The 24777-nt window shown below is 56.8% G+C and carries 23 protein-coding genes, 1 tRNA gene and 1 other annotated feature; of the genes, 10 read left to right on the top strand and 14 right to left on the bottom strand.

Annotated features, from left to right (window positions below):
• Positions 1 to 69: 69 nt before the first annotated feature.
• Positions 70 to 560, bottom strand: a sequence feature (16S ribosomal RNA rRNA prediction is too short).
• Positions 561 to 1349: 789 nt separating this feature from the next.
• The 3 genes from msrQ to MED193_RS12315 form a co-directional block, all read right to left on the bottom strand.
• Entirely contained in the window at positions 1350 to 1934 is a 585-nt protein-coding gene (gene msrQ / locus MED193_RS12305) for a protein-methionine-sulfoxide reductase heme-binding subunit MsrQ (RefSeq protein ID WP_157041483.1), read from the bottom strand.
• A gap of 11 nt (positions 1935 to 1945) precedes the next feature.
• The gene (msrP, locus tag MED193_RS12310) at positions 1946 to 2857 is read right to left on the bottom strand and encodes a protein-methionine-sulfoxide reductase catalytic subunit MsrP (RefSeq protein ID WP_009810056.1); all 912 of its coding nucleotides are present in this window, start codon (positions 2855 to 2857) and stop codon (positions 1946 to 1948) included.
• 70 nt (positions 2858 to 2927) lie between these two features.
• A complete protein-coding gene (locus MED193_RS12315) occupies positions 2928 to 4418 on the bottom strand; it encodes an FMN-binding glutamate synthase family protein (RefSeq protein WP_009810057.1) in 1491 nt (496 codons plus the stop codon).
• Positions 4419 to 4535: 117 nt separating this feature from the next.
• On the opposite strand from MED193_RS12315, the gene MED193_RS12320 reads away from it, so the two are divergent.
• Positions 4536 to 4982, top strand: coding sequence for a DUF302 domain-containing protein (locus MED193_RS12320; protein ID WP_009810058.1), 447 nt, complete (start codon positions 4536 to 4538; stop codon positions 4980 to 4982).
• A 94-nt stretch (positions 4983 to 5076) separates the two neighbouring features.
• Here MED193_RS12320 and clpB read toward each other — a convergent pair whose 3' ends face one another.
• Positions 5077 to 7695 carry an ATP-dependent chaperone ClpB gene (gene clpB / locus MED193_RS12325; RefSeq protein ID WP_009810059.1) on the bottom strand — a complete coding sequence of 873 codons (2619 nt, stop codon included), beginning with the start codon at positions 7693 to 7695 and terminating at the stop codon, positions 5077 to 5079.
• A gap of 249 nt (positions 7696 to 7944) precedes the next feature.
• On the opposite strand from clpB, the gene pyrF reads away from it, so the two are divergent.
• A complete protein-coding gene (pyrF, locus tag MED193_RS12330) occupies positions 7945 to 8652 on the top strand; it encodes an orotidine-5'-phosphate decarboxylase (protein ID WP_009810060.1) in 708 nt (235 codons plus the stop codon).
• Positions 8653 to 9137: 485 nt separating this feature from the next.
• Here pyrF and MED193_RS12335 read toward each other — a convergent pair whose 3' ends face one another.
• Positions 9138 to 9536: an NUDIX hydrolase gene (locus MED193_RS12335; protein ID WP_039966160.1), complete on the bottom strand. Its 399-nt coding sequence runs from the start codon at positions 9534 to 9536 to the stop codon at positions 9138 to 9140.
• Between the two features lie 96 nt (positions 9537 to 9632).
• Here MED193_RS12335 and MED193_RS12340 point away from each other — a divergent pair, with 96 nt between their 5' ends.
• Positions 9633 to 10886: a DNA polymerase IV gene (locus MED193_RS12340; protein WP_039966161.1), complete on the top strand. Its 1254-nt coding sequence runs from the start codon at positions 9633 to 9635 to the stop codon at positions 10884 to 10886.
• A 56-nt stretch (positions 10887 to 10942) separates the two neighbouring features.
• Here MED193_RS12340 and MED193_RS12345 read toward each other — a convergent pair whose 3' ends face one another.
• Positions 10943 to 11809, bottom strand: coding sequence for an N-formylglutamate amidohydrolase (locus tag MED193_RS12345; RefSeq protein ID WP_039966860.1), 867 nt, complete (start codon positions 11807 to 11809; stop codon positions 10943 to 10945).
• 157 nt (positions 11810 to 11966) lie between these two features.
• On the opposite strand from MED193_RS12345, the gene MED193_RS12350 reads away from it, so the two are divergent.
• The 6 genes from MED193_RS12350 to MED193_RS12375 all read left to right on the top strand — a co-directional run bounded on the left by MED193_RS12350 (position 11967) and on the right by MED193_RS12375 (position 15688).
• Positions 11967 to 12041 (top strand) — tRNA-Val (locus MED193_RS12350).
• Between the two features lie 79 nt (positions 12042 to 12120).
• A complete protein-coding gene (ykgO, locus tag MED193_RS12355; RefSeq protein ID WP_008205324.1) occupies positions 12121 to 12246 on the top strand; it encodes a type B 50S ribosomal protein L36 in 126 nt (41 codons plus the stop codon).
• Between the two features lie 270 nt (positions 12247 to 12516).
• The gene (locus MED193_RS12360; protein WP_009810065.1) at positions 12517 to 13533 is read left to right on the top strand and encodes a Fe(3+) ABC transporter substrate-binding protein; all 1017 of its coding nucleotides are present in this window, start codon (positions 12517 to 12519) and stop codon (positions 13531 to 13533) included.
• A gap of 114 nt (positions 13534 to 13647) precedes the next feature.
• A complete protein-coding gene (locus MED193_RS12365) occupies positions 13648 to 14196 on the top strand; it encodes a helix-turn-helix domain-containing protein (protein ID WP_009810066.1) in 549 nt (182 codons plus the stop codon).
• Positions 14193 to 14720 carry a GNAT family N-acetyltransferase gene (locus tag MED193_RS12370; protein WP_009810067.1) on the top strand — a complete coding sequence of 176 codons (528 nt, stop codon included), beginning with the start codon at positions 14193 to 14195 and terminating at the stop codon, positions 14718 to 14720. Before MED193_RS12365 ends, MED193_RS12370 begins: the two co-directional genes overlap by 4 nt.
• Before the next feature lie 104 nt (positions 14721 to 14824).
• Entirely contained in the window at positions 14825 to 15688 is an 864-nt protein-coding gene (locus MED193_RS12375; protein WP_009810068.1) for a GTP-binding protein, read from the top strand.
• A gap of 16 nt (positions 15689 to 15704) precedes the next feature.
• On the opposite strand, the gene MED193_RS12380 is transcribed toward MED193_RS12375, so the two are convergent.
• From MED193_RS12380 to MED193_RS12415, 8 genes are all read right to left on the bottom strand, one after another.
• Positions 15705 to 17381: an iron ABC transporter permease gene (locus MED193_RS12380; RefSeq protein WP_009810069.1), complete on the bottom strand. Its 1677-nt coding sequence runs from the start codon at positions 17379 to 17381 to the stop codon at positions 15705 to 15707.
• A 229-nt stretch (positions 17382 to 17610) separates the two neighbouring features.
• Positions 17611 to 18828 (bottom strand): phenylacetate--CoA ligase family protein, encoded by a 1218-nt coding sequence (locus MED193_RS12385; RefSeq protein ID WP_009810070.1) that lies wholly within the window; start codon positions 18826 to 18828, stop codon positions 17611 to 17613.
• 18 nt (positions 18829 to 18846) lie between these two features.
• Positions 18847 to 19683, bottom strand: coding sequence for an ABC transporter ATP-binding protein (locus tag MED193_RS12390; protein WP_009810071.1), 837 nt, complete (start codon positions 19681 to 19683; stop codon positions 18847 to 18849).
• A 134-nt stretch (positions 19684 to 19817) separates the two neighbouring features.
• Entirely contained in the window at positions 19818 to 21101 is a 1284-nt protein-coding gene (locus MED193_RS12395) for an ABC transporter substrate-binding protein (protein ID WP_009810072.1), read from the bottom strand.
• 98 nt (positions 21102 to 21199) lie between these two features.
• Entirely contained in the window at positions 21200 to 22276 is a 1077-nt protein-coding gene (locus tag MED193_RS12400; protein ID WP_009810073.1) for a branched-chain amino acid ABC transporter permease, read from the bottom strand.
• A 3-nt stretch (positions 22277 to 22279) separates the two neighbouring features.
• Positions 22280 to 22537 carry a hypothetical protein gene (locus MED193_RS12405; protein ID WP_009810074.1) on the bottom strand — a complete coding sequence of 86 codons (258 nt, stop codon included), beginning with the start codon at positions 22535 to 22537 and terminating at the stop codon, positions 22280 to 22282.
• Between the two features lie 109 nt (positions 22538 to 22646).
• Positions 22647 to 23642 (bottom strand): branched-chain amino acid ABC transporter permease, encoded by a 996-nt coding sequence (locus tag MED193_RS12410; protein WP_009810075.1) that lies wholly within the window; start codon positions 23640 to 23642, stop codon positions 22647 to 22649.
• 29 nt (positions 23643 to 23671) lie between these two features.
• Positions 23672 to 24490, bottom strand: coding sequence for an ABC transporter ATP-binding protein (locus MED193_RS12415; RefSeq protein ID WP_009810076.1), 819 nt, complete (start codon positions 24488 to 24490; stop codon positions 23672 to 23674).
• 88 nt (positions 24491 to 24578) lie between these two features.
• Here MED193_RS12415 and MED193_RS12420 point away from each other — a divergent pair, with 88 nt between their 5' ends.
• Entirely contained in the window at positions 24579 to 24764 is a 186-nt protein-coding gene (locus MED193_RS12420; protein ID WP_039966862.1) for a hypothetical protein, read from the top strand.
• Positions 24765 to 24777 lie beyond the last annotated feature (13 nt).

Consider the following 24777-nt stretch of genomic DNA (forward strand, 5'->3'; position numbering starts at 1 on the left):
GGGTTGAGCCCCGGGATTTCACCTCATACTTTCTGATCCGCCTACGTGCGCTTTACGCCCAGTAATTCCGAACAACGCTAACCCCCTCCGTATTACCGCGGCTGCTGGCACGGAGTTAGCCGGGGTTTCTTTACCAGATACTGTCATTATCATCTCTGGCGAAAGAGCTTTACGACCCTAGGGCCTTCATCACTCACGCGGCATGGCTGGATCAGGCTTGCGCCCATTGTCCAAGATTCCCCACTGCTGCCTCCCGTAGGAGTCTGGGCCGTGTCTCAGTCCCAGTGTTGCTGATCATCCTCTAAAACCAGCTATAGATCGTAGACTTGGTAGGCCGTTACCCCACCAACTATCTAATCTAACGCGGGCCGATCCTTCTCCGATAAATCTTTCCCCCGAAGGGCGTATAAGGTATTACTCACCGTTTCCAGTGGCTATTCCTTAGAAAAGGGCACGTTCCCACGCGTTACTAACCCGTCCGCCGCTCACTCCGAAGAGTGCGCTCGACTTGCATGTGTTAAGCCTGCCGCCAGCGTTCGTTCTGAGCCAGGATCAAACTCTCAAGTTGAAAAGCAATCGCTTGCTTATCCTTGACGTTCGAACCTCTGCACATCTCCAATACTCAAGGCCACCTTTGGGGGCAGGCCTCTATGTCCACCCGGCTAAGGATTGGACACGTATCGGAAGTCATCTGTTTGATGTACACAGTTTTCATAAGAAAACAGTGAACCGTTCAAACAGTGAAGCTGACACTCTATCATCGCGCTACCGCTTCGCTACTTGAGCGCCGCAATATTACTAAGAGCGTTGATATACAGACGTTGATCCATCGAAACGAACCAAACCGCCCACATATCTCTTCAGTTTTCATCAATGTCAAAGAGCTACACCAAAAGGCCAAAAATAAGACAGAGGCGCCAATTCCTTAGCGCTACCGCCTCACGACATCCTTCAGATGCCCCAGTCTCTCCTGAGCGTCTCAATCGTCTTTCCGATCCGTCCAGAGCCTCGCAACCCCCCGCCGTGCCGCGTCGCCGCTGCCGGTGAAGGGGGTTCTAAGCATAACTCAAATCACCCGCAATACCTAAATTACAAAAATCACACCTTTTTTGGAGAAACAGAAATAATCACCCAAAAACAAAGCGTTAAATGAAGCCTCCGCAGCGGCCAACCCCAAACATCCGCAAACCAAACCACCCAGAGCAATCCCGCAACAGCGCCCAAATCAACATCTAGCCCCTCACGCACCACAAACTACAACAAACCCAAACGACTCGCAGCAAATCCCAAAGCCATTCCAAAGAGATTCCCCCGTCCAGCCCTCAAAAATACCCCCGACAGACCCAAAACTACCCAACAACACGAATACGACACAGCAAGAGAAACAGAACCACGCTCAGATAGATTAAGGGCTCGATCTGAAACCCTTTCACCAGCATAACAAAATGCAGAGCCGCCAATAGTACTGCTGGGTAGGTCAACAGGTGCAGACGTCGCCACCGTGCGGCTCCCAAGCGACGCAAAGACAGGTTGTTTGAGGTCAGGGCCAGGGGCAGCATAAGCGCAAAGCCAACCATGCCGATGGTGATATAGGGGCGTTTAATAATGTCATTGAAGACCTGCGACAGGATCTGAACATCCAGCAGCAGCCAGACCAAAAGATGCAGCGCTACATAGGTGAAGGCCAATACCCCAACAGAGCGGCGAAACTTTAGCAAGTTCAGCCCCAGGAACCGGCGCAGGGGGGTTACTGCCAAACCTAATATAAGCAACTGGAGTGCGGCCTCGCCCAGCGCGTGCTCCAGTGCTTTCACAGGGTCCGGCCCCAGACCACCAGTCAGACCGAGATAGAGCAGCCATCCCGGATACAGGTCGCCCAAAAGATAAAGCAACCATATAGGAACTTTGCGCAGGCCCTGGTTAAGTCTGTCTATCATCCTGTGCGTCAAAAATTCTGCGCCAGATCCATTCCCTCATACATCGAGGCTACTTCGGCTTCGTAACCATTGAACATGAGGGTCTCCTGGCGGCTGGCAAACAGCCCGCTGCCAATGCGGCGTTCAGTAGCCTGGCTCCATCGAGGATGCGAGACCTCCGGGTTCACATTACTATAGAACCCATACTCCCGCGCATTTGCCATGTTCCAGCTTGTGGGGGGTTCTTCATCGGTCAGTGTGATCCGCACAATGGATTTGATCGACTTAAAGCCATATTTCCATGGCACCACCAGGCGCAGTGGAGCGCCATTTTGGTTGGGAAGGTCTTTGCCAAAGATGCCAGTCGCCATCAGCGTCAGCGGATGCATAGCCTCGTCCAGGCGCAGACCTTCTCGGTAGGGCCAATCTAGGACGCGATACGCAGTGCCGGGCATTTCCGAGGGGCGGTAAAGCGTTTCAAAAGCCACGTATTTTGCCTCAGCCTGCACGCCAGCCAGGGCCAACAGATCTGCCAGCTCAAACCCGGTCCAGGGCACAACCATCGACCAGGCCTCGACACATCGGAAGCGATAGATACGCTCCTCTAACGTCATCTCCCCCAGGATCTGCTGAAAATCATAGTCGCCGGGGCGTTCGACCATGCCGTCGATCTTGACGCTCCAGGGAGAGGTGGTGAGTTGCCCAGCATATTCAGCGGGATCGCCCTTGCCGGTGCCAAATTCATAGTAGTTGCAATAGGTGGTCACATCCTCCCAGGAGTTCGGTTCCAGCTCATCAGCCTGCGCCGCACCTGGCAAGGCCCCCATTCCAGCCAAACCCGCCATACCACCAAGCCCCGCCATGATCTGGCGGCGGTTCAAAAAGGCGGCTTTGGGCGTCACATCAGCGGCGGTCAGGGTATTGGTCCAGCGGCGAGCCATGGGCTTCTCCTAAGAATAACAGTTCCCATAGGCCTAGCGCAGCGCAGCCCCCAGGCCAAAACATATCCTGTCACGTCTGCGCGATGGCACTGTAACTTGGCATGATTTCATTCATCGGGCGGGAGTGTCCGTTCTCCTGCATGATGCGCACATGGCGGCGGCGCAGCTTGCGCGGCTCGGTCACGCCAACGGAATGAGCGATGGTTTCAACCTCATGGATGATTTCGCTGGCGTAACGTGCCACACGCTTGTCCTTATCCTCAACCACCAGGCCTTTTTGAAAACGGGGGTCATGGGTGGTAATGCCAGTGGGGCAGGTATTCTTGTTGCATTTGAGCGCCTGAATGCAGCCCAATGAAAACATGAAGCCACGCGCGGTGGTGACAAAATCTGCCCCTGCCGCCAGCGCCCAGGCCACATCACCGGGATTGACCAGTTTACCGCTGGAGATCAACCGGATCCGGTCCCGAAAGCCATATTCGTCGCGCAGGTTGCAAACCATAGGTAAGGCTTCGCGAACCGACATGCCCACCAGATCAATCAAGGGCATTGGCGCCGCTCCGGTGCCGCCTTCACCGCCATCAATGGTGATGAAATCCGGCGCCGCCTCAGGACGGGAAGCAATCACCATGAACATTTCCCGCATCACCGCCTCGGATCCCACCACAGTTTTGATGCCCACCGGTTTGCCCGTTACCTCCCGCACATGGGCGATCATGTTCAACAGGTCATCAAAGCTCTTCATTTCAGGGTGCCGATTGGGCGAGATACTGGCCTCGCCCTCAGGAATGCCCCGAATAGCCGCGATCTCAGCACTGACCTTTTCAGCGGGAAGGATGCCGCCCTTGCCGGGCTTTGCCCCTTGTGACAGTTTCAACTCAAACATCCGCACCGTTGGATTAGCTGCGACCTCGCGCAGCTTGGCGTCGCTAAAACCACCTTCGGCATTGCGCACGCCATATTTTGCAGTGCCGATCTGAAAGACGATGTCACAACCGCCCTCCAGATGAAACGGGCTCAGACCACCCTCGCCCGTGTTCAGCCAGACACCAGCCTCACGGGCGCCTCGGCTGAGCGCCCGCACAGCAGGCTGTGACAGCGCGCCATAGCTCATGCCTGAGATATTGAAGAAGGAGGGCGCCATATAGGGCACGCGCGCCTCTGCTCCGATGCACAGGGGCTCGGTGCTGGCATATTGATCGTTCAGCGGCGGGAAAGGCGCGTTTACAAAAATGGGCGTACCGGGCACCGAAATATTGCGCGTCGAGCCAAAAGCCACAGTATTGCCTGCACCTTCGGCGGCACGGCCAACCCATTCACGCTGAGCGCGGTTAAAGGGCAGCTCCTCGCGGTCCATGGCAAAGAAATACTGGCGAAAAAACTCCCCCATGGTGCTGAATAAATGGCGGAAACGGCCAACAACTGGATAGTTCCTGCGGATGGCATCATGGGTCTGCAAGCGGTCCACCACAAACAGCAGCACCCCCACCAACACCAGTGCGCCCAGAAAGAAAACAAACCCAAGTGCGAGAAATTCTATAGCTTTTGCCGCAAAACCCATGCAAAATTTCCTATATATAAAACCTACAGGTGGCCCGGTGCTGCCTGTATCTATCCCCAAAATGAAGGGGATAGATTGATTGAGCAAGTCACCGCAGATCACATTGGGAGAATCCAGATGAAACATTTTACCGCCGCTATTGCCCTGGGCACGCTGCTTTTGGCCCCAGCCTTTGCGCAGGCTCAGGACATGGTCAGCTATTCAACCGATCTGGACTACGCTGATGTCACCTTTGGCCTGGAAAGCGCGATCACCGATCGCGGCTTTGTGGTGGATCATATCAGCCATGTGGGCGAAATGCTGGAGCGCACCCGCGCCGATGTGGGTTCTGACGTGGTGCTGTTTCAGCAGGCCGATGTCTACTCTTTCTGTTCTGCCAAACTGTCGCGGCAGGTGATGGAGGCCGATCCAATGAATATCACCTTCTGCCCCTATGACATCTTTGTCGCCCAACGTCCCGGCGAAGACACTGTCACCATCGGCTTCCGCAGTTTCCCAAAGGGAGATATGCAGATCATCCAAACCCTTCTGGATGAGATCGTAAAAGAAGCCATCGAAGAGTAGACAAGCCACCTGGAAACGGCGATTTCACATAACAAAGCCCGCCGAAATTGGCGGGCTTTGTCCTATTGTTTTCGGGTGAGACTGATCACTCAGATCAATGCACCACAGCATCATCCGGCTTTGGCCGATCTGTTGTGCCCAGACGGTCACCAATGATCAGCCCCTCACTCCCGGCAGAGACCGGAACGGTATCGCCGTCCTTGACTTCACCGCTCAGCAACAGCTCGGCCAGCGCATTCTGCAGGGCCCGCTGGATCACCCGTTTCAGCGGACGCGCGCCAAAGACCGGATCATAGCCTTCATCCGCCAGCCAGGTCTTGGCACCCTCATCCAGCGACAGGGTGATCTTGCGCGCGGCCAGGCGTTTGGCCAGGCGGGCAATCTGGATATCAACGATGCCATCCATGTCCTTGCGCGCCAGCCGGTCAAAGATGATGGTTTCATCCAACCGGTTGAGGAACTCTGGCCGGAAATGAGCCCGCACCGCATCCATCACATCGCGCTTGGCATCCGAGGCATCGGCGCCTTCGGGCAGTTGGCTCAGCGCCTGCGCGCCGAGGTTGGAGGTCAGGATGATCAGCGTCTGCTTGAAATCAACCGTGCGCCCCTGACCATCAGTGAGCATACCGTCGTCCAGCACCTGCAAGAGCACGTTGAAGACATCCGGATGCGCCTTTTCCACCTCGTCGAACAGCACCACCTGATAGGGACGCCGCCGCACCGCTTCAGTCAGGGCCCCGCCCTCATCATAGCCAACATAGCCGGGAGGCGCCCCGATCAGGCGGGCAACGCTGTGCTTCTCCATGTATTCCGACATGTCGATGCGCACCATGGCATTGTCATCGTCAAACAGAAAGTTCGCGACAGCCTTGGTCAGCTCGGTTTTACCCACACCGGTTGGCCCGAGGAACAGGAAGGAGCCCAGCGGGCGGTTCTCATCGTTTAGCCCAGCGCGCGCACGGCGCACTGCATTGGCCACCGCCGTCACCGGCGCGTTCTGTCCAATGACGCGGGAGTGCAGCTCATCTTCCATGCGCAACAGCTTTTCACGCTCGCCTTCCAGCATCTTGGAGGTCGGAATCCCGGTCCAGCGCTCGACCACCCCTGCGATCTGTTCGGGGCGCACGGCTTCTTCCACCATCACGCCCTGCTCTTCGCGGCTCTCAGCATCGGCCAACTGTTTTTCCAGGTTCGGAATGACGCCATAGGAGAGCTCCCCGGCGCGGGCCAGGTTCGATTCCCGTTTGGCAATCTCCAGATCGGCGCGGGCACGGTCCAGCTGCTCCTTGATGTCTCGGGCACCAGCCAGCTTGTCCCGTTCGGCCTGCCACTGGGCCGTCATCTCAGAGGATTGCTCTTGCAGATCCGACAACTCCTTTTGCAGCGTTTCAAGACGATCCTTGGAGGCCGCATCCTCTTCTACCTTCAGCGCCTCTTCTTCAATCTGCATCTGCAGGATCTGTCGGTCGAGCGCATCCAGCTCTTCTGGTTTACTATCCACCTGCATCCGCAACCGGCTGGCGGCTTCATCCACCAGGTCGATGGCCTTATCTGGCAGGAAACGGTCAGTGATATAGCGGTTCGACAGGGTGGCCGCCGCGACCAGGGCCGCATCCGCAATCCGTACCCCGTGGTGCAGCTCATATTTTTCCTTGATGCCGCGCAGGATCGACACGGTGTCTTCCACCGTGGGTTCCTGCACCACAACAGGCTGGAAGCGACGGGCCAGAGCCGCGTCTTTTTCCACGTATTTGCGGTATTCATCCAGGGTGGTTGCACCGATACAGTGCAGCTCCCCCCTTGCCAGCGCCGGCTTGATCAGATTGGCCGCGTCCATGGCACCGTCAGATTTACCCGCCCCAACAAGGGTGTGCATCTCATCAATAAACAAGATGATTTCACCAGCCGCCTCTGTCACCTCGGTCAGAACCGCCTTGAGGCGTTCCTCAAATTCACCGCGATACTTTGCCCCGGCGATCAGCGCACCCATGTCCAGCGACAAGAGCTGCTTGTCACGCAGGCTCTCGGGCACATCGCCATTGACGATACGCAGCGCCATGCCCTCCGCGATGGCGGTCTTACCAACGCCAGGTTCGCCAATCAGAACCGGATTATTCTTGGTCCGGCGGCTCAGCACCTGCATGGCGCGGCGGATTTCTTCGTCCCGGCCAATAATAGGATCGATTTTGCCTTCGCGGGCCGCCTCGGTCAGGTCGCGGGCGTATTTCTTCAGCGCGTCATAGCCCTCCTCAGCGGTGGCACTGTCTGCTGTGCGCCCCTTGCGGATGTCATTGATCGCTTCGTTCAGCTTTTGCGCGGAAACATCGCCAGCGCTCAGCGCCTCCTTGGCTTTGGATTTTACCATGCACAGCGCCATCAGCACCCGCTCGACGGGCACAAAGCTATCGCCAGCCTTTTCGGCAATCTTGCTAGCCTCATCCAGAACCTTGGCAGTCTGGCCATCCAAATAGACCTGCGCGGCATCACCGCTGACCTTGGGCAATTTGCCCACAGCCGCATCCACGGCTTCAACCACACGGGCGGCATTGCCACCCGATTTACCGATCAGATTGCTGGCCAACCCCTGATCGTCATCCATCAATGCTTTGAGAAGATGCTCCGGCATCATCCGCTGATGCTCTTCACGCATCGCAATAGTCTGCGCCGCCTGCACGAAACCCCGTGCGCGCTCAGTGAACTTGTTCAAGTCCATGTCTCTCTCCTTTTTCAAGCGCCCGGATAAATGTGGCGGTGCCCGCTATGCGGCACACCCCGGTCCGGGCCTCACAGATCAATTTGGGAGGTCTTGTCGCCTCTTCAAGATCATCCTGTGGCAAAATTCCTGAAAATTCCCTGATATGGCTCAATACTGAAGCCGATTTTTGGGGATTTGGGCTTTCTTCAGAGCCGCCCGCACAGTAGGAAAGCGCCATTCCCTCAGCCCTGAAACCGGAGATAGACCATGACCCAGACCACAGCCGACGACCGCCTGATTGTTGCCATGGATGTTCCGGATGCGCTTGCCGGGCTGAAGCTGGCGGAGCAGCTGGGTGATGCCGTGTCGTTCTATAAAATCGGCCTTGGCATGCTCACCGGTGGCGGGCTGGCGCTGGCCAATGAGATGAAGCAGGAACTGGGCAAACGGATCTTTCTCGATATGAAGCTGTTTGATATCGGCGCAACGGTGGAAAAGGCGGTGCGCGGTCTGTCACAGTTTGATCTGGACTTCCTCACCGTCCATGGCGACCCCTATGTGGTGCGCGCCGCCAAAGAGGGGGCTTCGGGCAAAGAAATGAAGATCCTTGCCGTTACCATCCTTACCTCGCTGGATCGTGCCGATCTGGATAGCGCCCTAATCAAACCCGGTGAGATCCGTGATCTGGTGCAAGAACGCGCTGGTAAGGCCTTTACTGCCGGCGCTGACGGGGTGATCGCCAGCCCACAGGAGGCCGCGCTGATCCGCGCCCTACCCGAGGCGGCAGGCAAGCTGATTGTCACCCCAGGGGTGCGCCCAACTGGAGCAGCGCTGGGAGATCAAAAGCGGGTGGCGACGCCCGCCTCTGCGGTTCAAGAAGGCGCAGATCACATCGTTGTGGGACGTCCCGTCTGGCAGGCCACAGATCCTCGTGCCGCTGCCCTGGCGATCGTGGACGAATTGCGCTCGGCCTGACAATGAGACGCTGGACCAGGCGCGTATATTTTTTGACTATCAGCGCATCTTTTCGTCAGAGTTCAGCCTATACCTTGTGCGTCAGGTCGGTTTGGAGGCGCCAAAATTCGCGCTTCCGGACATCGGTGCCTAAATATGCATCAAAAAATAAACTTCCGATGCTCTTCCCCTAATGGGACATTCTGACTCCACCCCAACAAGATTACCCTACGTCAACCTGATGTATTCAGGCGAGAAATTCGGCACAGCCCTTAAACTGTGCCAAATTGTCCCGTGACGGGAATGCCACATCTAGGGGTAGGGCGCCCAGTCAGACACCAGATGAGATTTGCGAAACCCCCGATGATAGGCGATTCTGTTTGTGAGACACTCCCCTGACGGGCTCCTCTTCCTGAGGCTCGTCTCCCTGCCCCCGCCTCAGAGCGGGGGAGTTTTTTCCCAAAAAAGCCGCTCAACAAAGATCCTCGCGAGAGCGTACATCTGCCTCAGCGACCAAGATAGCTGAGCAATTGCTCCGCAAAATGAGGCACCGCCAGCGTATTTCGGCAATAGTCTTGCGGGTCCATCAAACGCCAGCATTGGCCCTCAGACCCGAGGCGCACCTGTTTTACCAATTCTTCTGACTGATGGCTGACGAAAAACCAAACCTTGCCCCGTGGGCGTTGATAACTTTTGGACCAGGTCAGATCTGATATCGGGATCGACAGGCTCACCTCTTCCAGGGTTTCCCGCAAAACACAGGCCTCTGGGCTTTCCTCTCCTTCGCGGCCACCACCCGGCAAGTCCCAATAGCCCGGATAAGGAATATCCGGTTTGTCATCTCGTTTGATAACCAAGAGCTCCTGCCCAAGAAACAGGGCTAGCTTTGCGCCAGAAAAAGACATGTTCATCGCTTGAAAACTGATAGACTCAAAGACAAGTCGAGACTGCGGCGGTAAACACAGCATCGCCCTGCACAGAGATAGAGCCCCCACAGCGCCATGCAAGCCCTTTGCCGTGATTGCCTCAGCCAGATCGCTCCGACGCGACGTTGCCCACACTGCGGCAGCCCGCGGATCAAGCAGCACGGCGAGCTGTTTTCTTTGACGATTGCGCATATGGATTGCGATGCTTTTTATGCCAGCGTCGAAAAACGTGACAATCCAGAACTTGCCAGCAAACCGGTGATCATTGGCGGCGGCAAACGCGGCGTGGTCTCGACCGCCTGCTATGTGGCGCGTATTCGCGGGGTGCGCTCTGCCATGCCGATGTTTCAGGCGCTCAAACTTTGCCCCGACGCGGTGGTGATCAAACCGCGCATGTCGGCCTATGTCGAGGTCAGCCGGGCGGTGCGAGAAATGATGGATGAACTCACGCCGGAGGTGGAACCCCTATCTCTGGATGAGGCCTTCATGGATCTTTCTGGCACGGAAAAACTGCACGGTCGCCCGCCCGCCGTGATGTTGGCACGGCTCGTCAAGCGGATGAAGGATGAGCTGGGAATCACTGGTTCAATCGGGCTGTCACACAATAAGTTCCTGGCCAAGGTTGCCTCTGATCTGGACAAGCCGCGTGGGTTTTCGGTGATCGGCAAGGGCGAGACTGCTGCTTTTCTGCGCGACAAACCTGTGCGAATGATTTGGGGGATCGGCCCGGCGGCACAGGCCTCACTGGAAAAGGCAGGCATTCGCAGTTTTGCCGATCTTTTGCGTTGGGAGCAACAGGATCTCATCGCCCGCTTTGGCAGCACCGGAGAACGGCTCTGGCATCTGGCACGTGGCCAAGACCGCCGCCGGGTCTCGGCAAATGCCCCTGTGAAATCCATATCCAAGGAGACCACCTTTTTGGAGGACACCGCGAATATCGATGTACTGGATGGTCATCTGTGGCGGCTGGCAGAGCAGGTGGCGGATCGCGCCAAGGCCAAAGCCATGGCCGGACGGGTGGTGACGCTCAAACTGAAACGAACCAATCACTCGGCGCTGACACGACGGATCTCACTGCACAGCCCAACGCAGTTGGCCGATGTCATCTATCGCCAGGCGCGCGCACTGCTCGATCAGGTTGGAGACCAGGGACCTTACAGGTTGCTCGGCTGTGGTATCTCGGATCTGGTTCCCGAAGCTCAGGCCGATTCCAGCGGAGACCTGTTGGACCCCCAGGCGGGAAAACGTGCCCAAGCAGAACGCGCCACAGATGCGATTCGAAAGCGATTTGGCGAGAGTGCCATTCTAAAGGGGCGCGCGCTGCGCTGACCTAACTCCATGCACAACAGCCCGCAGCCATTGCGGTGTCCTCAGAAAGCGAGGAGCTATTCGGCCGCCAGTGGCATTTCATCTTGCCCCAGCTTAATACCTGAGATCACCCGGACAACCTGCCCCAAGAGCTCGCGAAAGGCTGCAAAATCGGCACTCGGGCGGATCTCTGCCTCATTCATGTAAAGCCCGCGATCAATCTCCACCTGTATGGCGTGCTGACCGCGCGATGGGCGCCCATACGTTCGGGTGATATAGGCTCCGGCAAAAGGCGCATTGCGCGCCACCCGCAACCCTGCCCGTACAAAGGCTTCCTCGACCTGATCCATCACCTCTGCTCCTGCAGAAGAGCCAAAGCGATCCCCCAGAACCACCTCCGGTAACGCAGCCCCTCGATTCGGCAAAGCCGCCACCGCCTCATGTGGCATGGAATGACAGTCGATCAGAATAGAATGACCAAACCTGCCCTGCGCTTGCCGCATCAGCCCCTGCAATTCCGTATGATAGGGGTGCCAATACTGCTGGATACGTCGCTGCGCCTCTTGCTGTTGCAACTTGCCACGGTAAATCGCCCGTCCATTTGCCACCACACGGGGAATCACCCCCAACCCCGACGCAACCCGAGGATTTTGCCCCCGGCGCGCCACGCCTTCAATCAGCGCCGGATCCAATTCCTCGACAGCCCGATTGAGATCCAAATAAGCACGCGGTTTGGTAGCCGTCAGGAGAGGGGCACCGAATTTGGGAACCTCGGCAAAAAGCTGATCCACAAAGGCATCTTCCGAGCTGCGAATCTGTTGGGCATCAAGGACAGACGTTTGCAGAAAGGCAGAATCATAGTCAGATCCGCTATGCGGCGAGGCAAAAACAACGGCTGAGGTCAGCTCAACCGGCGAAAAAACGGAAAATGCTTGCTTTGACATAGGTGCTTTTGCCCTTGGTTTCTGGAAATCACCATAGAGCGAAAATTCTAGCATCAAAAGCTCTTGCGCCCCTTCGCGACTCTGATTATAGACCCCTTCACCGGCGCGGTTCTCCGCGTCCCATTTATTTTGGGGCAGAGGATCGCAAGGGTTTCATGGGCGCTTAGCTCAGCGGTAGAGCACTTCGTTGACATCGAAGGGGTCACAAGTTCGAACCTTGTAGTGCCCACCATGAATTCATTGTTTTGGCCATCCGGTCCAGACACCCGCAACCCAGGCGCTGGTTCGCGCCGCAGAACAGGAGAATGGCTATGAAAGTCAAGAACTCGCTCCGCTCGCTCAAGAACCGGCACCGTGATTGCCGCATTGTGCGTCGCAAGGGCCGCGTATATGTGATCAACAAGACACAGCCGCGTTTCAAAGCACGCCAGGGCTGAGACTAAGATCTCGCTCTAACCGGAAGAACCGCATCCTTGGATGCGGTTTTTTTGTGTTTGCTCTGTAGTTTTATCGCTCCAGCTCTTCTGCCAAAACGGATCCGTCTGCCCCAGAGCCAACCAGGCCTGGGCTTGCATTTCTATGACAAGAGTTTTTGCGCCTAGTGTGGTTGCACTCTATTTCCCTTTGGTTCACTTTCCTATAACTGACAAAAGAAGTCGGAATTCTAATTCCCCAATCTGGCCCGTCACTTTTAGATCGGAACTGCTATGTTGAAAGCCCCCTCTGTCCTCGCTGGTACTCTTGTCGCCGCCCTTGCAACCTCCGCTGCTGCCGAAGGTGAGTTGAATCTTTATTCCTCTCGTCACTACGACACCGACGAACGCCTCTACTCTGATTTTGAAGACGCTACTGGCATCACCATCAACCGGATCGAAGGCAAAGCGGACGAGTTGATTGCTCGGATGTCTGCCGAGGGTGCCAACTCACCCGCCGACATTCTCTTGACCGTTGACACCTCGCGTCTAGCACGGGCCAAAAATGCGGGCATTCTGCAGTCGGTCAAAAGCGACCTTCTGGAGGCGCGCGTCCCCGGATACCTTCAGGATGCTGACAACCAGTGGTTTGGCTTTTCCCAGCGCGCGCGGATCATCTTTTACGACAAAAACGATGTGACAAACCCACCACGCACCTACCTCGACCTCGCGGATCCCGCCTACCAGGGCCAAATCTGTATCCGGTCCTCCAGCAACACCTATAACCAGACGCTCCTGGCTTCGATCGTAACGCACCATGGGGCGGAAAAAGCCTTGGAATGGGCAGATGGCGTGGTGGCGAATATGGCCCGTGCCCCGCAGGGAGGCGACACAGATCAGCTGCGTGGTATCGTTTCTGGTGAATGTGAAATCGCAGTTGGCAACAGCTATTACTTCGCCCGCACGATCCGTAAGAACGTCAAAGGTGTTTCGGATCAACGGGATATGATCGGCTGGGTCTTCCCCTCGCAAAACACTGTGGGTGCCCATATGAACCTCTCTGGCGCGGGCGTTGCCGCCCATGCGCCAAACCGCGACAATGCGGTGAAGTTTCTAGAGTATCTCGCCTCTGACCAGGCACAGCAGTATTTTTCTGCCGGCAACGACGAATACCCCAGTGTACCCGGCGTTGGCCTAGCGCCGAGCATCGCAGCTCTTGGGCACTTTAAGCCCGATGATATCAACCTGTCCGAAGTCGCCAAGAATATCCCAGAGGCGCAGAAGATCTTTAACGAGGCTGGCTGGGAATAGTATCAGCCCCAAATCTGCACAGCACCCGGAGCAGAAACGCCTGCTTCGGGTGTTTTTGTCTTGCGCCCATCTCAAATATGGGAAATATTCCCTATATCAAGGTGGAGCAAGAAAATGGATGGCTTCAACAGCCGCTTGGCCAACCGGCTCGCAACACTTCGACAGGACAGGGGTTGGTCATTGGACCAGCTGGCGCAGGCAAGCGGAATCAGCCGGGCGAGCCTGTCACGCTTGGAAAAAGGCGAGGTCAGTCCCACCGCTGAAAGTCTTGGCCAGCTTTGTGCCGCCTATGCGCTGCCTATGTCCCGCCTCTTGATGCAGGTGGAAGACAGTCACGAGCAGCTGGTAGCCGCGTCACGCCAACAGGTATGGCGAGACCCAACCACCGGATTTGAGCGCCGGCAGGTATCGCCCCCTGCGCCCACTTTGGCCGGCGAAGTGATCGCAGGCTACCTGCCACCAGAGCAGACCATTACCTATGATTCCCCATCGCGCCCAGGCTTGGAACATCACCTTATTCTACAGGAGGGCGCACTGCATCTGACCCTGTCCGGGAAATGTCATGTGTTACAGGCGGGCGATTGTCTGCGCTACCACCTGACCGGGTCATCTCAATTTTTATCCGGTGCCCAAGGTGCCCGCTACATTCTGGTGCTGATATGAAAATCGAAATACGCCCCGCTATAACCACCGAACTGAGTGACCTTGAACCAGCCCTGGCCAATATCCTCTGGGCCTGCGTTCAGGAAGGCGCAAGCGTTAGCTTTGTGCTGCCATTTTCCGAAAATGACGCCACCCGGTTCTGGAGCGATCAGGTCTTTCCAGCCGTACAACGCAATGACGTCATCCTTTTCGCAGCCTTTGTGAACGGACAGCTGCAAGGCACCGCACAACTGGCGATCTCTCAGCCTCCCAATCAGTTGCACCGAGCCGATGTGGGCAAACTTCTCGTCCATCCCGAGGCCCGTCGCAGCGGGCTTGGCCGGGGCCTGATGCAGGCCATAGAGGATGTGGCTCGGCAGTTGGGCAAAACGCTGTTGGTGCTTGATACGCGTTCCGGCGATCCCTCGCAGCGACTTTATGAAAGTCTTGGATTTACCGTTGCGGGCTCTATCCCTGGGTATTGCCGCAACCCGCAGATCGAAACCTATGAGGCAACCACTTACCTATATAAGGCACTGATCTAGCTGGCTGGACCGAGAGCTCGCAAATGCCTATAGCTCGCTACGCGTAACCAGGCAGGAGCCCCCATGTTTCACATCCGATCCGCCCATCGTTGGACCCGTTTCAAATGAATCGCCTGCCAGTCACGGTGCTGAGCGGCTATCTGGGCGCAGGGAAAACCACCCTGATCAATCGGCTGCTGGCCGAAGATCACGGCCTGCGGTTGATGGTTGTGGTCAATGACTTTGGTGCGGTGAACATTGACGATGCGCTGATTACCGCCGAAGATGGCGACACCCTGGCGCTGACCAATGGCTGTGTCTGCTGCAGCATGGACCAGGATTTGCAGATGGCCCTGCGCAAGATCGTCATTCAGGCTGATCGCCCCGATCATATCTTGATCGAAGCCAGCGGCGTGTCAGACCCCGCCGCGATCGCCGACACTATCCACAGCATCCCCGAACTCAGCTACGGGGGTATCGTGTCACTGGTGGATGGCGATAACGCCGCCGCCTTGCTTGCGGATCGCGCCGTGGCCGATTTGGTACGCCAACAGATCAGCAGCGCCGATCTCGTCCTGGTGACCAAAACTGCGGAGCTGAACCAGGATCTGGAGGTGCAGCTTTCAAAGATCGGTGCTCGTGGTTTACGTCTGCTGGATGACACCCCCTTGGCGGATCTGCTATTTGATCTGCTGCCCTTGCCGCAGGGCCACAGCACATCCAAACCCCATGCCGCTTTTACCACCTGGCAGTTCCAGAGCGACATCCCCCTTGATCGCCGCCAACTGGGCGACAAGCTGGCTGCACGGCCCAAGGGGCTCTATCGGATGAAGGGGTTTGTGCTGACCTCCGGTGGTGCCTATGCGCTGCATATTGTCGGCCAAAACGTCGAGGCCAAACGGTGCGAAGCGAGCAAGACCCAACTGGTGGCTCTGGGACCAAGAGATCAGATCAGTCGCGCAGAGATTGACGACTGGTGGGGCAGCTAAAAGGCAGCAGCCCCCGTTAGCGGCGCCCCACCTGACGGCAAATCAAGATCACGGGCAGGAGCCCAACCGCGACGATGACCAACGACGGCACCGCCGCGCCCTCTAACCGCTCATCCGAAGCAAGCCGGTAGGCCTGGACCGCAAGGGTGTCGTAATTGAAGGGCCGCATGATCAGCGTGGCTGGCAGCTCTTTCATCACATCGACAAAGACAATCAACAGTGCGGTCAGCAAGCTGGGGGTGAGCATAGGCAAATGCACCCGGCGCAGCATGCCCAAGGGTCCCTGTCCCAGGGAGCGCGCCGCCGCATCCATGTTTGCGTGAACCGTGGATTGCCCACTTTCATAGGCGCCCAGAGCTGCCGCCAAAAATCGCACCATATAGGCCGCCACCAAAAGCCAAATAGAACCCGAAATCAGCAATCCTGTTCGGATCTCAAAATTGGCCTGCATCCAGGCGTCCAGAGCATTGTCAAAAGCCGCAAAGGGCACCATCAGCCCGACCGCAATCACCCCGCCAGGCACCGCATAGCCCAAACGGGACATGTAGGCTGCCATCGCCGAGGGACGACCTGGGCGCAACCGCTGATAAAAGCCAAGGCAGATGGCCGCCATCACTGTCAAAAGTGCCGCCAACATCGCGAGGGTGAGCGAGTTTTGCAAAAAGGCGATATAGCGGCGGCTTAGAAGATTCTGTTCGGACTGAAGCCCCATATTAAACAGGATAACGACCGGCAGCAAAAAGCCAAAGCAGACTGGCAGCGCACATAGAACCCAAGCACCCGCAGAGCGCCAGCCCTTAAGATCCGTTGGCGGCATCACTGCGTGTTGTTTGCCAGCCTGATGGTAGCGCGCCTTGCCGCGGGTGGAGCGTTCCACCACAGCAAGAACCAGCGCAAAACTCAGCAAGCAAAGCGCCAGTTGAGCGGCGCCAGCGCGGTCCGCCATGGAAAACCAGCTGGTGTAGATCCCTGTGGCAAAGGTCTGCACGCCAAAATAGGACACGGTGCCAAAATCTGCGATGGTTTCCATCACCGCCAGCAAAACCCCTGAGGCAATCGCCGGGCGTGCCATGGGCAGGCTGACCAACCAAAAGGCCTGAAAAGCGCTCTTTCCAAGGGCGCGCGCCGCAAGAAAGGCACCGCCGCTTTGCTGCAAGAAGGCAGCCCGCGCCAGCAAGTAGACATAAGGATAGAGCACCAGGATCAGCATCACCGCCGCGCCCCCTAAGGAGCGGATTTCCGGAAACCAATAGTCGCGCGGCCCCCATCCCGTCACAGATCGCAGGGTGGTTTGAACGATACCGGGATGATCTAGAACAAAGGTATAGGCATAGGCCAGAACATAGGCCGGAAAGGCGAGCGGCAAGACCAAGGCAATTTCAAACAGCCGCACACCGGGAAACCGCGTCATGGTGACCAGCCAAGCGGCACCAACACCAATTCCCAGGGTCCCGATAGACACCAAAGCAACCAAGGCAACTGTTGTCAGAATGTAGCGGCTCAACACCGTTTCGGCCAAATGCTGGATTGTATCAGTCCCACCGGTCAGCGCTGCAAGCGCCACCGCGACCATTGGCAAGATACAAGCCAGAGCCACGCCCCATGCCAACACAGAAAACACCTTGGTTCCGGATCGCTTCCCACGGCGGCTCCCCTTTGGGGCGTATTCTTCAGTCTCGCTCACGGCAGTCATTTGTCCGGCTCTCGGCTGTCAATTGGCTCTGCTCCCTTATGCGATCATTTTGGTCGGAAACTCCAGCCGGAAACCTCACGTAGAGCGCTATCTGGTCGTCTCTTGCGGGCCTCGGTGCAAAAAAAGTCCCCCCGATAGCCGCAGGGCACATCGGGGGGATAGGACACCGACATGCGGTGCGGGGATCCAAGAAGCCCTCCGAACTTGGAAGGAAGGGCTCCGGATTTTCTTAGTCGTAGCTGCGTTGGTCTTCGATCACCAAGCCGTCCTTGGGTAATGCACCGGGTGCGAGCACTTCGATCTTACCTTTCATTTTCAGCACCTCGATCACCGATTTTCCAAAGGTGATTTCATCGCCTGCATTGGCTTCGATCTGCACAGTCATGGTGTCCATCTCGCCATCGCGAGCAGCGATCACACGGGCCTTGACGATCTCATCATGTTTTTCGACCAGGGCCGCGACCTGCTCAGGGCGAACAAACATGCCTTTGATCTTGGTCGTTTGGTCTGCACGACCCATCCAACCCTTGATCCGCATATTGGTCCGGCCACAGGGCGAGACACCCGGCATCATCGCAGACAGATCACCCGTGGCAAAGCGGATCAACGGATAGTCAGGGTTCAGCGTGGTCACAACAACTTCGCCCACTTCACCCGGCGCCACTGGCGTGCCGGTGCCAGGGGTAACGATCTCGACGATGACGTTTTCATCTACAATCATGCCTTCCATCGCGGCGCTCTCGTAGGCGATATTGCCCAGATCCGCCGTGGCATAGCTTTGCAAACAGGTGATGCCACGATCAGCATATTCCTGACGCAAGCTGGGGAACAGCGCTCCGCCACCGACAGCCGCCTTAGTAAAGCCCAGCTTGATGCCCATGCTGTCGGCACGATCCAGGATAACCTTGAGATAGTCCGGGGTCCCGGCATAGGCCGTGGCACCAACGTCGCGCGCCGCTGTGACCTGCAATTCGGTCTGACCGGTACCGGCTGGCAGCACCGCAGCTCCAACAGCGCGGGCACCGTTTTCAAAGATCATGCCCGCAGGTGTCAGGTGGTACCCAAAACAGTTTTGCACCACATCGCCCTGGCCAATACCTACCGCATGCAGGAACCGCCCCATGCGCCACCAATCGTGATCCACCCCGCCTGGTTCATAGATCGGACCCGGCGACTGGAAAATATGCGCAAAGCCAGAAGCGGGTTTTACGGTGAATCCGCCAAAAGGCGCGTTGCCACCCTGGGCTTTGCTAAGATCAGATTTGCGCAAAACCGGCAGTGCCGCCAGATCCGAGGGCGAGGTAATAGCTGTGGCATCAACGTCAGCCAAGCTGCCAGCATAGCCGACAGCCGTCTGGGCCAAGGCAATCTGCGCAGGCAGCGCCGCAGCGAGGTCATTGGCGCGCTGATCGTCAGAACGCGTTTCTAGGGTATCAAAATAGGTCATTTGCTCACCATCACTCCCTTAGCTCAACCACCGCTTACGGCGACGATAGGAGCGCACATCCCGGAAGCTCTTGCGGCCTTCGTCGGACATACCAAGGTAGAACTCTTTTACATCAGGGTTTTCCCGCAACTCTGCGGCAGGGCCATCCATGACCACCCGGCCGGATTCCAGAATGTAGCCGTAGTGGGCATAGCGCAGCGCCACATTGGTGTTCTGTTCGGCCAAAAGGAATGTCACGCCTTCTTGTTCGTTGATCGATTTTACGATCTCAAAAATCTGCTCCACCAGCTGCGGTGCCAGGCCCATCGAAGGCTCGTCCAGCAGGATGGTCTCGGGGCGGCTCATCAGGGCGCGGCCCATGGCCACCATCTGCTGTTCACCGCCAGAGGTATAGCCAGCCTGGCTGGTGCGGCGCTCTTTCAGGCGGGGGAAGTAGTTATAGACCATTTCCAGGTCCTGCTTGATATTGGCGCCACCATCAGAGCGGGTATAGGCACCGGTCAGCAGGTTTTCCTCGACGGTCAGGTGTTCAAAACAATGGCGACCTTCCATCACCTGGATCACGCCCTTGCGCACCAGATCGGCCGGATCGGCATCATGCACATCGCTGCCGCGATATTTCACCGAACCTTTGGTTACTTCACCGCGCTCGGAGCGCAGCAGATTCGAGATCGCCTTGAGCGTGGTGGTCTTACCGGCACCGTTGCCGCCCAAAAGCGCGGTAATGCCGCCTTTTGGAACATTGAGGCTGACGCCTTTCAGCACCAGGATCACGTGATTGTAGATCACCTCGATATTGTTGACCTCTAGCAGGGCCTCGGCCTGCACATCAGTGGTGTTGGCTGCATCCAGCATCAAAGCTTGTCCTCATACGGTCCAGGGCGCTGTTTATTCGGCGCGTCCGGGTCTGTTCGGTGTGGCGCGGCAGACTAGGGCCGCCGCGCCGGATTAAGGCCCGACCCCACTAGGCTGTGGGGTCAGAATAGTCTTTAGTTACAACGAGGCTCGATGTTGTTTTCAGACGCATAAGAAGCAGAGTCAGCCTCGATCAGCGGCTTGATCACGTCACCATCGGTCTGCTGGAAGTCAGTAACCAGGCTCCAGGTTTTGGATTCTGCGTCCCACTGGGTCACACCAACCAGGCCGGGGCCACCGTGGTTTTCACAGGACACGTTGAAGGAAGGACCAAAGTAAGGCATGCCAAGCGCAGACATGCGGGCTTCTGGCATTTCCAGAGCTTCCATACCATCACGCATCATTGCTGGGGTGATGTCGGCAGTACCGTGGATCTCCTGAGCAGTTTTAGCCGCTTCAACAGCCAGCATTGCTGCATACATGCCGCGGTTATACAGAACGTTGCCGATCTGATCGCCAGCGCCAGCCGCTTTACCTGCATCAACAACATATTTCTGCATGTCGTCAAAGACAGGGAAGTCACGGCCAACATTGTGGAAGGTCACAGCCTTGTAGCCATCAGCCGCTGCGCCCGCAGACAGAACGTCATGCTCGGCACCGGACCACCAGACACCAATGAAGTTTTCCATTGGGAAACGGATGTTTGCGGCTTCCTGGATGGCAACCTGGTTCATCACGCCCCAGCCCCACATCATGACAAAGTCAGGACGCTCGCGGCGGATCTGCAGCCACTGGGATTTCTGCTCCTGACCAGGGTGGTCAACAGGCAGGGCGGTCAGTTCAAAGCCATGCTTTGCAGCCAGCTCTTCCAGGGTCCGGATTGGTTCCTTACCGTAGGCAGAGTTGTGGTACACCAGAGCAATCTTCTTGCCCTTCAGGTCGCCACCGTTTTCATCCAGCAGGTAGTTGATGATGCCCGAAGCGCCATCCCAGTAGTTTGCGGGGTAGTTGAACACGTTGCCAAAGACTTTGCCGTTGGCAGCCGATGTCCGACCATAGCCCATGGTGTGGAGCGGGATGCCGTCAGCGGCAGTTTTTGGGATCAGCTGATAGGTGATACCGGTGGAAAGGGGCTGATACACCAGAGCGCCTTCGCCTTTGGTGGATTCATAGCATTCCACACCTTTCTCGGTGTTGTAGCCGGTTTCACATTCGATCAAACGCGCCTTTACGCCGCCGATGCCGCCATCACGCTCGTTGACGAGAGTAAAATAGTCAGCGTAGCCATCCGCAAACGGGATACCGCCCGCTGCATAGGGTCCAGTCCGGTAGCTCAGCGATGGGAAAACCAGGTCCGCCATTACTGGACCCGCAGCCATCACGGCGCCCAGCGCCAAAGTGGTAAGTTTCATATTCATCGGTATTCATCCTCCCTTGGTCTCATCCGATAGTCGTCTTGGGTGACGGGGCCGAAATATTGATCTTGTCCCCGCCGCTCGTTTCAAACCTTGCCGCGTTAGTGCGGGAAGGGCCATAGCCTCAGTTTTTCTTTTGCAACGCGCCAGAGCTGCGCCAGCCCATGTGGCTCTACGATCAGGAACAACACAATCAGCGCTCCGACAATAACCAGCTGGAAATGTGCCACAATATCTGTGGGCCAGCCCAACACGTCGACGCCGACCACTTTCAGGATCACCGGCAGCAGAACCAGGAAGGCCGCACCAGCAAAGGATCCAAAGATAGAGCCCAGGCCGCCAATGATCACCATGAACAACACCTGGAAAGACTTGGTGATGCCAAAGGCCTCACCAACCTCAACCGCACCCAAATAAAGCGCAAAGAACAAGGCGCCCGAGATGCCGATGAAAAAGCCGGAAACCGCAAAGGCAGTGAGTTTGGCTTTCAGCGGGTTCACCCCGATAATTTCAGCTGCGATGTCCATGTCACGGATCGCCATCCAGCTGCGGCCTACGGTACCACGGGTCAGGTTGCGAGCAATCACGGCACAGATGGTGAGGAAAATCAGGCAGAACAGATAGGTTGCCCAGGCCGGGGCATTGGGGCCAGTGATCACGATGCCAAAGACGTCACGCTCTGGGGCGTTGATCTGACCCGAGGCCGAGTAGTTGTAGAACCATGGCACCCGGTTGAACACCCAGACCAGGAAGAACTGCGCCGCCAGTGTTGCCACCGCCAGATAGAACCCCTTGATGCGCAGGCTTGGTAGGCCAAAGAGCACGCAGACCAGCGCGGTAATCCCGCCGGCCAGCATAACATGCACGAACATGCTGACTTCGGGAAAGGCTGTCATCAGCTTGTAGCAGGCATAGGCACCCACCGCCATGAAACCACCGGTTCCAAGGCTCACCTGCCCCGCGTAGCCAACCAGAATATTCAGACCGATGGCTGCGATCGAATAGATCAGGAAGGGCAGCAGAATGGCGCTGGCCCAATAGTCATTGATGGTAAAAGGAATGACCAAAAAGGCGATGAGCAGCACAAGGTAATACCGGTAACGATCAAATTTGATCGGGAAGGTCTGGCTGTCCTGTTCATAAGAGACTTTGAAGTCTCCGGCTTCGCGATAGAACATGGGTTAGATGCTCCCCTGTTGCTGCGCGCGGTTACGATCCGCTGCGCTCATTTGATTGGATTTTTTTGCATATCCGCTCAACTCAGCCGAACGGGCCAGGCGCAGATAGGCAATGATGCCGGTAAAGAGACCCGCTGCAGCCAGCAGCGCAGAGGTTACAACCTGAGCTTCGGAAAAGCCGCTGGCACTGATGGCCAGGTATCCAAAGGCCCAGAAACCGGACCAGGCAATCACGTTGATGATGGCGATGAGCTTCATCATGCATGTTCTCCTAATTTTCGGTGCGCTGTCAGTCTGCGCAGGCTGCGAGGTTTCCGTGATGCCTCCCCATCCCGCCTGGAACGGGGAGGTCTGTGTTTCTTATGGGCAGCTAGACCCTCTCGATAATCTTCTCGCCAAACAGACCCTGGGGTCGGAACACCAGGAAGAGCAGCGCCAGAACATAGGCAAACCAGTTCTCTGTTGCGCCGCCCACCATCGGGCCAATGGCGAATTCAAAGAGCTTCTCGCCCACACCGATGATCAAGCCACCAACGATGGCGCCAGGGATCGAAGTAAAGCCACCCAGCATCAGAACTGGCAGGGCTTTGAGCGCGATCAGGGACAGCGAGAACTGCACGCCCGATTTGGTACCCCAGACGATCCCAGCGACCAGGGCCACAAAGCCCGCAACCGACCAGACCAGCACCCAGATGAAGTTCAGCGAGATGCCGACCGACAGAGCCGCCTGGTGATCATCCGCGACAGCCCGCATGGCGCGGCCCTGTTTGGTGTACTGAGCAAAGAGCACCAGACCGATCACCAGAAGTGCCGCAATCACGGTCGCCACGATATCCAGCTGGTCAATGAAGAAGCCGTAGAAGTTATCCGAGCCCAGACCCGCAGTCATGTCTTCGATCCAGAACGAGCCACCCTGCGGCAGGCCCACGTCGAGCTTTTTGATCTCAGAGCCCCACATCAGGTCAGAAAACCCTTCGAGGAAATAGGCCAGGCCGATGGTGGCCATAAAAAGGATGATCGGCTCTTGGCCAACCAGATGGCGCATGACGATACGCTGCACCAGCCAGGCAAAGATCACCATCACACCCACCGTCAGCAGGATCGCCAGCAGCGCCGGCACATGCCAGCCAAAGTGGTGCACCTCGGTGCCAAAGACTGCATTGATGATATGGCTAAAGGGAACCTGCCCCTGCATGATGCCAACCAGGGTCATCGCCGCAAACAGCGCCATAACACCCTGGGCGTAGTTGAAAATGCCGGAAGCCTTGTAAATCAGAACAAAGCCCAGCGCCACAAGCGCATAAAGCACCCCGGCCATCAGCCCGTTGAAAAAGACTTCGGTTGCAAAAAGAAACTGGTCAGACATCAGTCACTCTCCTCATATCTGTCAGAACTTTAGTCATGTGCCACACCAAGATAGGCGTCGATAACGGCCTGGTTGTTGCGCACTTCATCTGGTGTGCCGTCACCAATTTTTTTGCCGTAATCCATCACCACCACGCGGTCGGACAGATCCATGACAACACCCATATCGTGTTCGATCAGGGCGATGGTGGTGCCAAATTCGTCGTTCACATCGAGAATAAAGCGGGACATGTCCTCTTTTTCCTCAACGTTCATACCGGCCATTGGCTCGTCCAGCAGCAAAAGCTTGGGCTCCGCCGCAAGAGCACGTGCCAGTTCCACCCGCTTTTTCAAACCATAAGGCAGGCGCGCAACCGGTGTTTTGCGGATGTGCTGGATTTCCAGAAAGTCGATAACCTTCTCAACCACTTCACGGTTGGCGGTCTCTTCTTTCTCAGCTTTGCCCTTCCACAGGGCTTGCTGAAACAGACCTGATTTCATGTGGTTCAGGCGACCGGTCATCACGTTGTCCAACACGCTCATGCCTTCAAACAGGGCAATGTTCTGGAACGTCCGGGCGATGCCCTGCTGGGCCACCTCATAGGGGCGCATCTGTGGGCGCGGCTTACCGTGAAACTCGACCGTGCCCTCTTGTGGCACGTAAAAGCCCGAGATCACGTTCAGCATCGAAGACTTACCAGCACCGTTGGGCCCGATGATGGCGCGAATTTCGCCTTCGCGGATATCAAAGGAGATATCTTTGATCGCCACCACACCGCCAAAGCGCAGGGTGATGTTTTTCATTTCCATCACCACGCCGCCAATGGTGCGACCGTCTTCGGTGACATAGCTATCGGATTGGTCAAGCATGGGTGACGTCTCCATTATTATGCCACACTAAAATGTTAACCATTTTAGAGGACACTTGAGAAAGATGAGCAGCAAGGAGATCCCTGCAATGTTTAGCGAATTCGAGCACGGTTGCCTGTTGGACATGGCGATTGAGTGCAGACGCAAAGGCCTGTCCCCCTCTGAAAGCCGTGCCAGTATCAGCCGCCGAACCCGTGGGTTCAGCGCACCGTTCATGATCCGCCAGGTGGTGCAGACCGCCTTTCATCCCGAACACTGTCCCGACCTGGTCTGAACCCAGATCAAGC

The organism is Roseobacter sp. MED193 (assembly GCF_000152965.1).
Classification (GTDB): domain Bacteria; phylum Pseudomonadota; class Alphaproteobacteria; order Rhodobacterales; family Rhodobacteraceae; genus Pseudophaeobacter.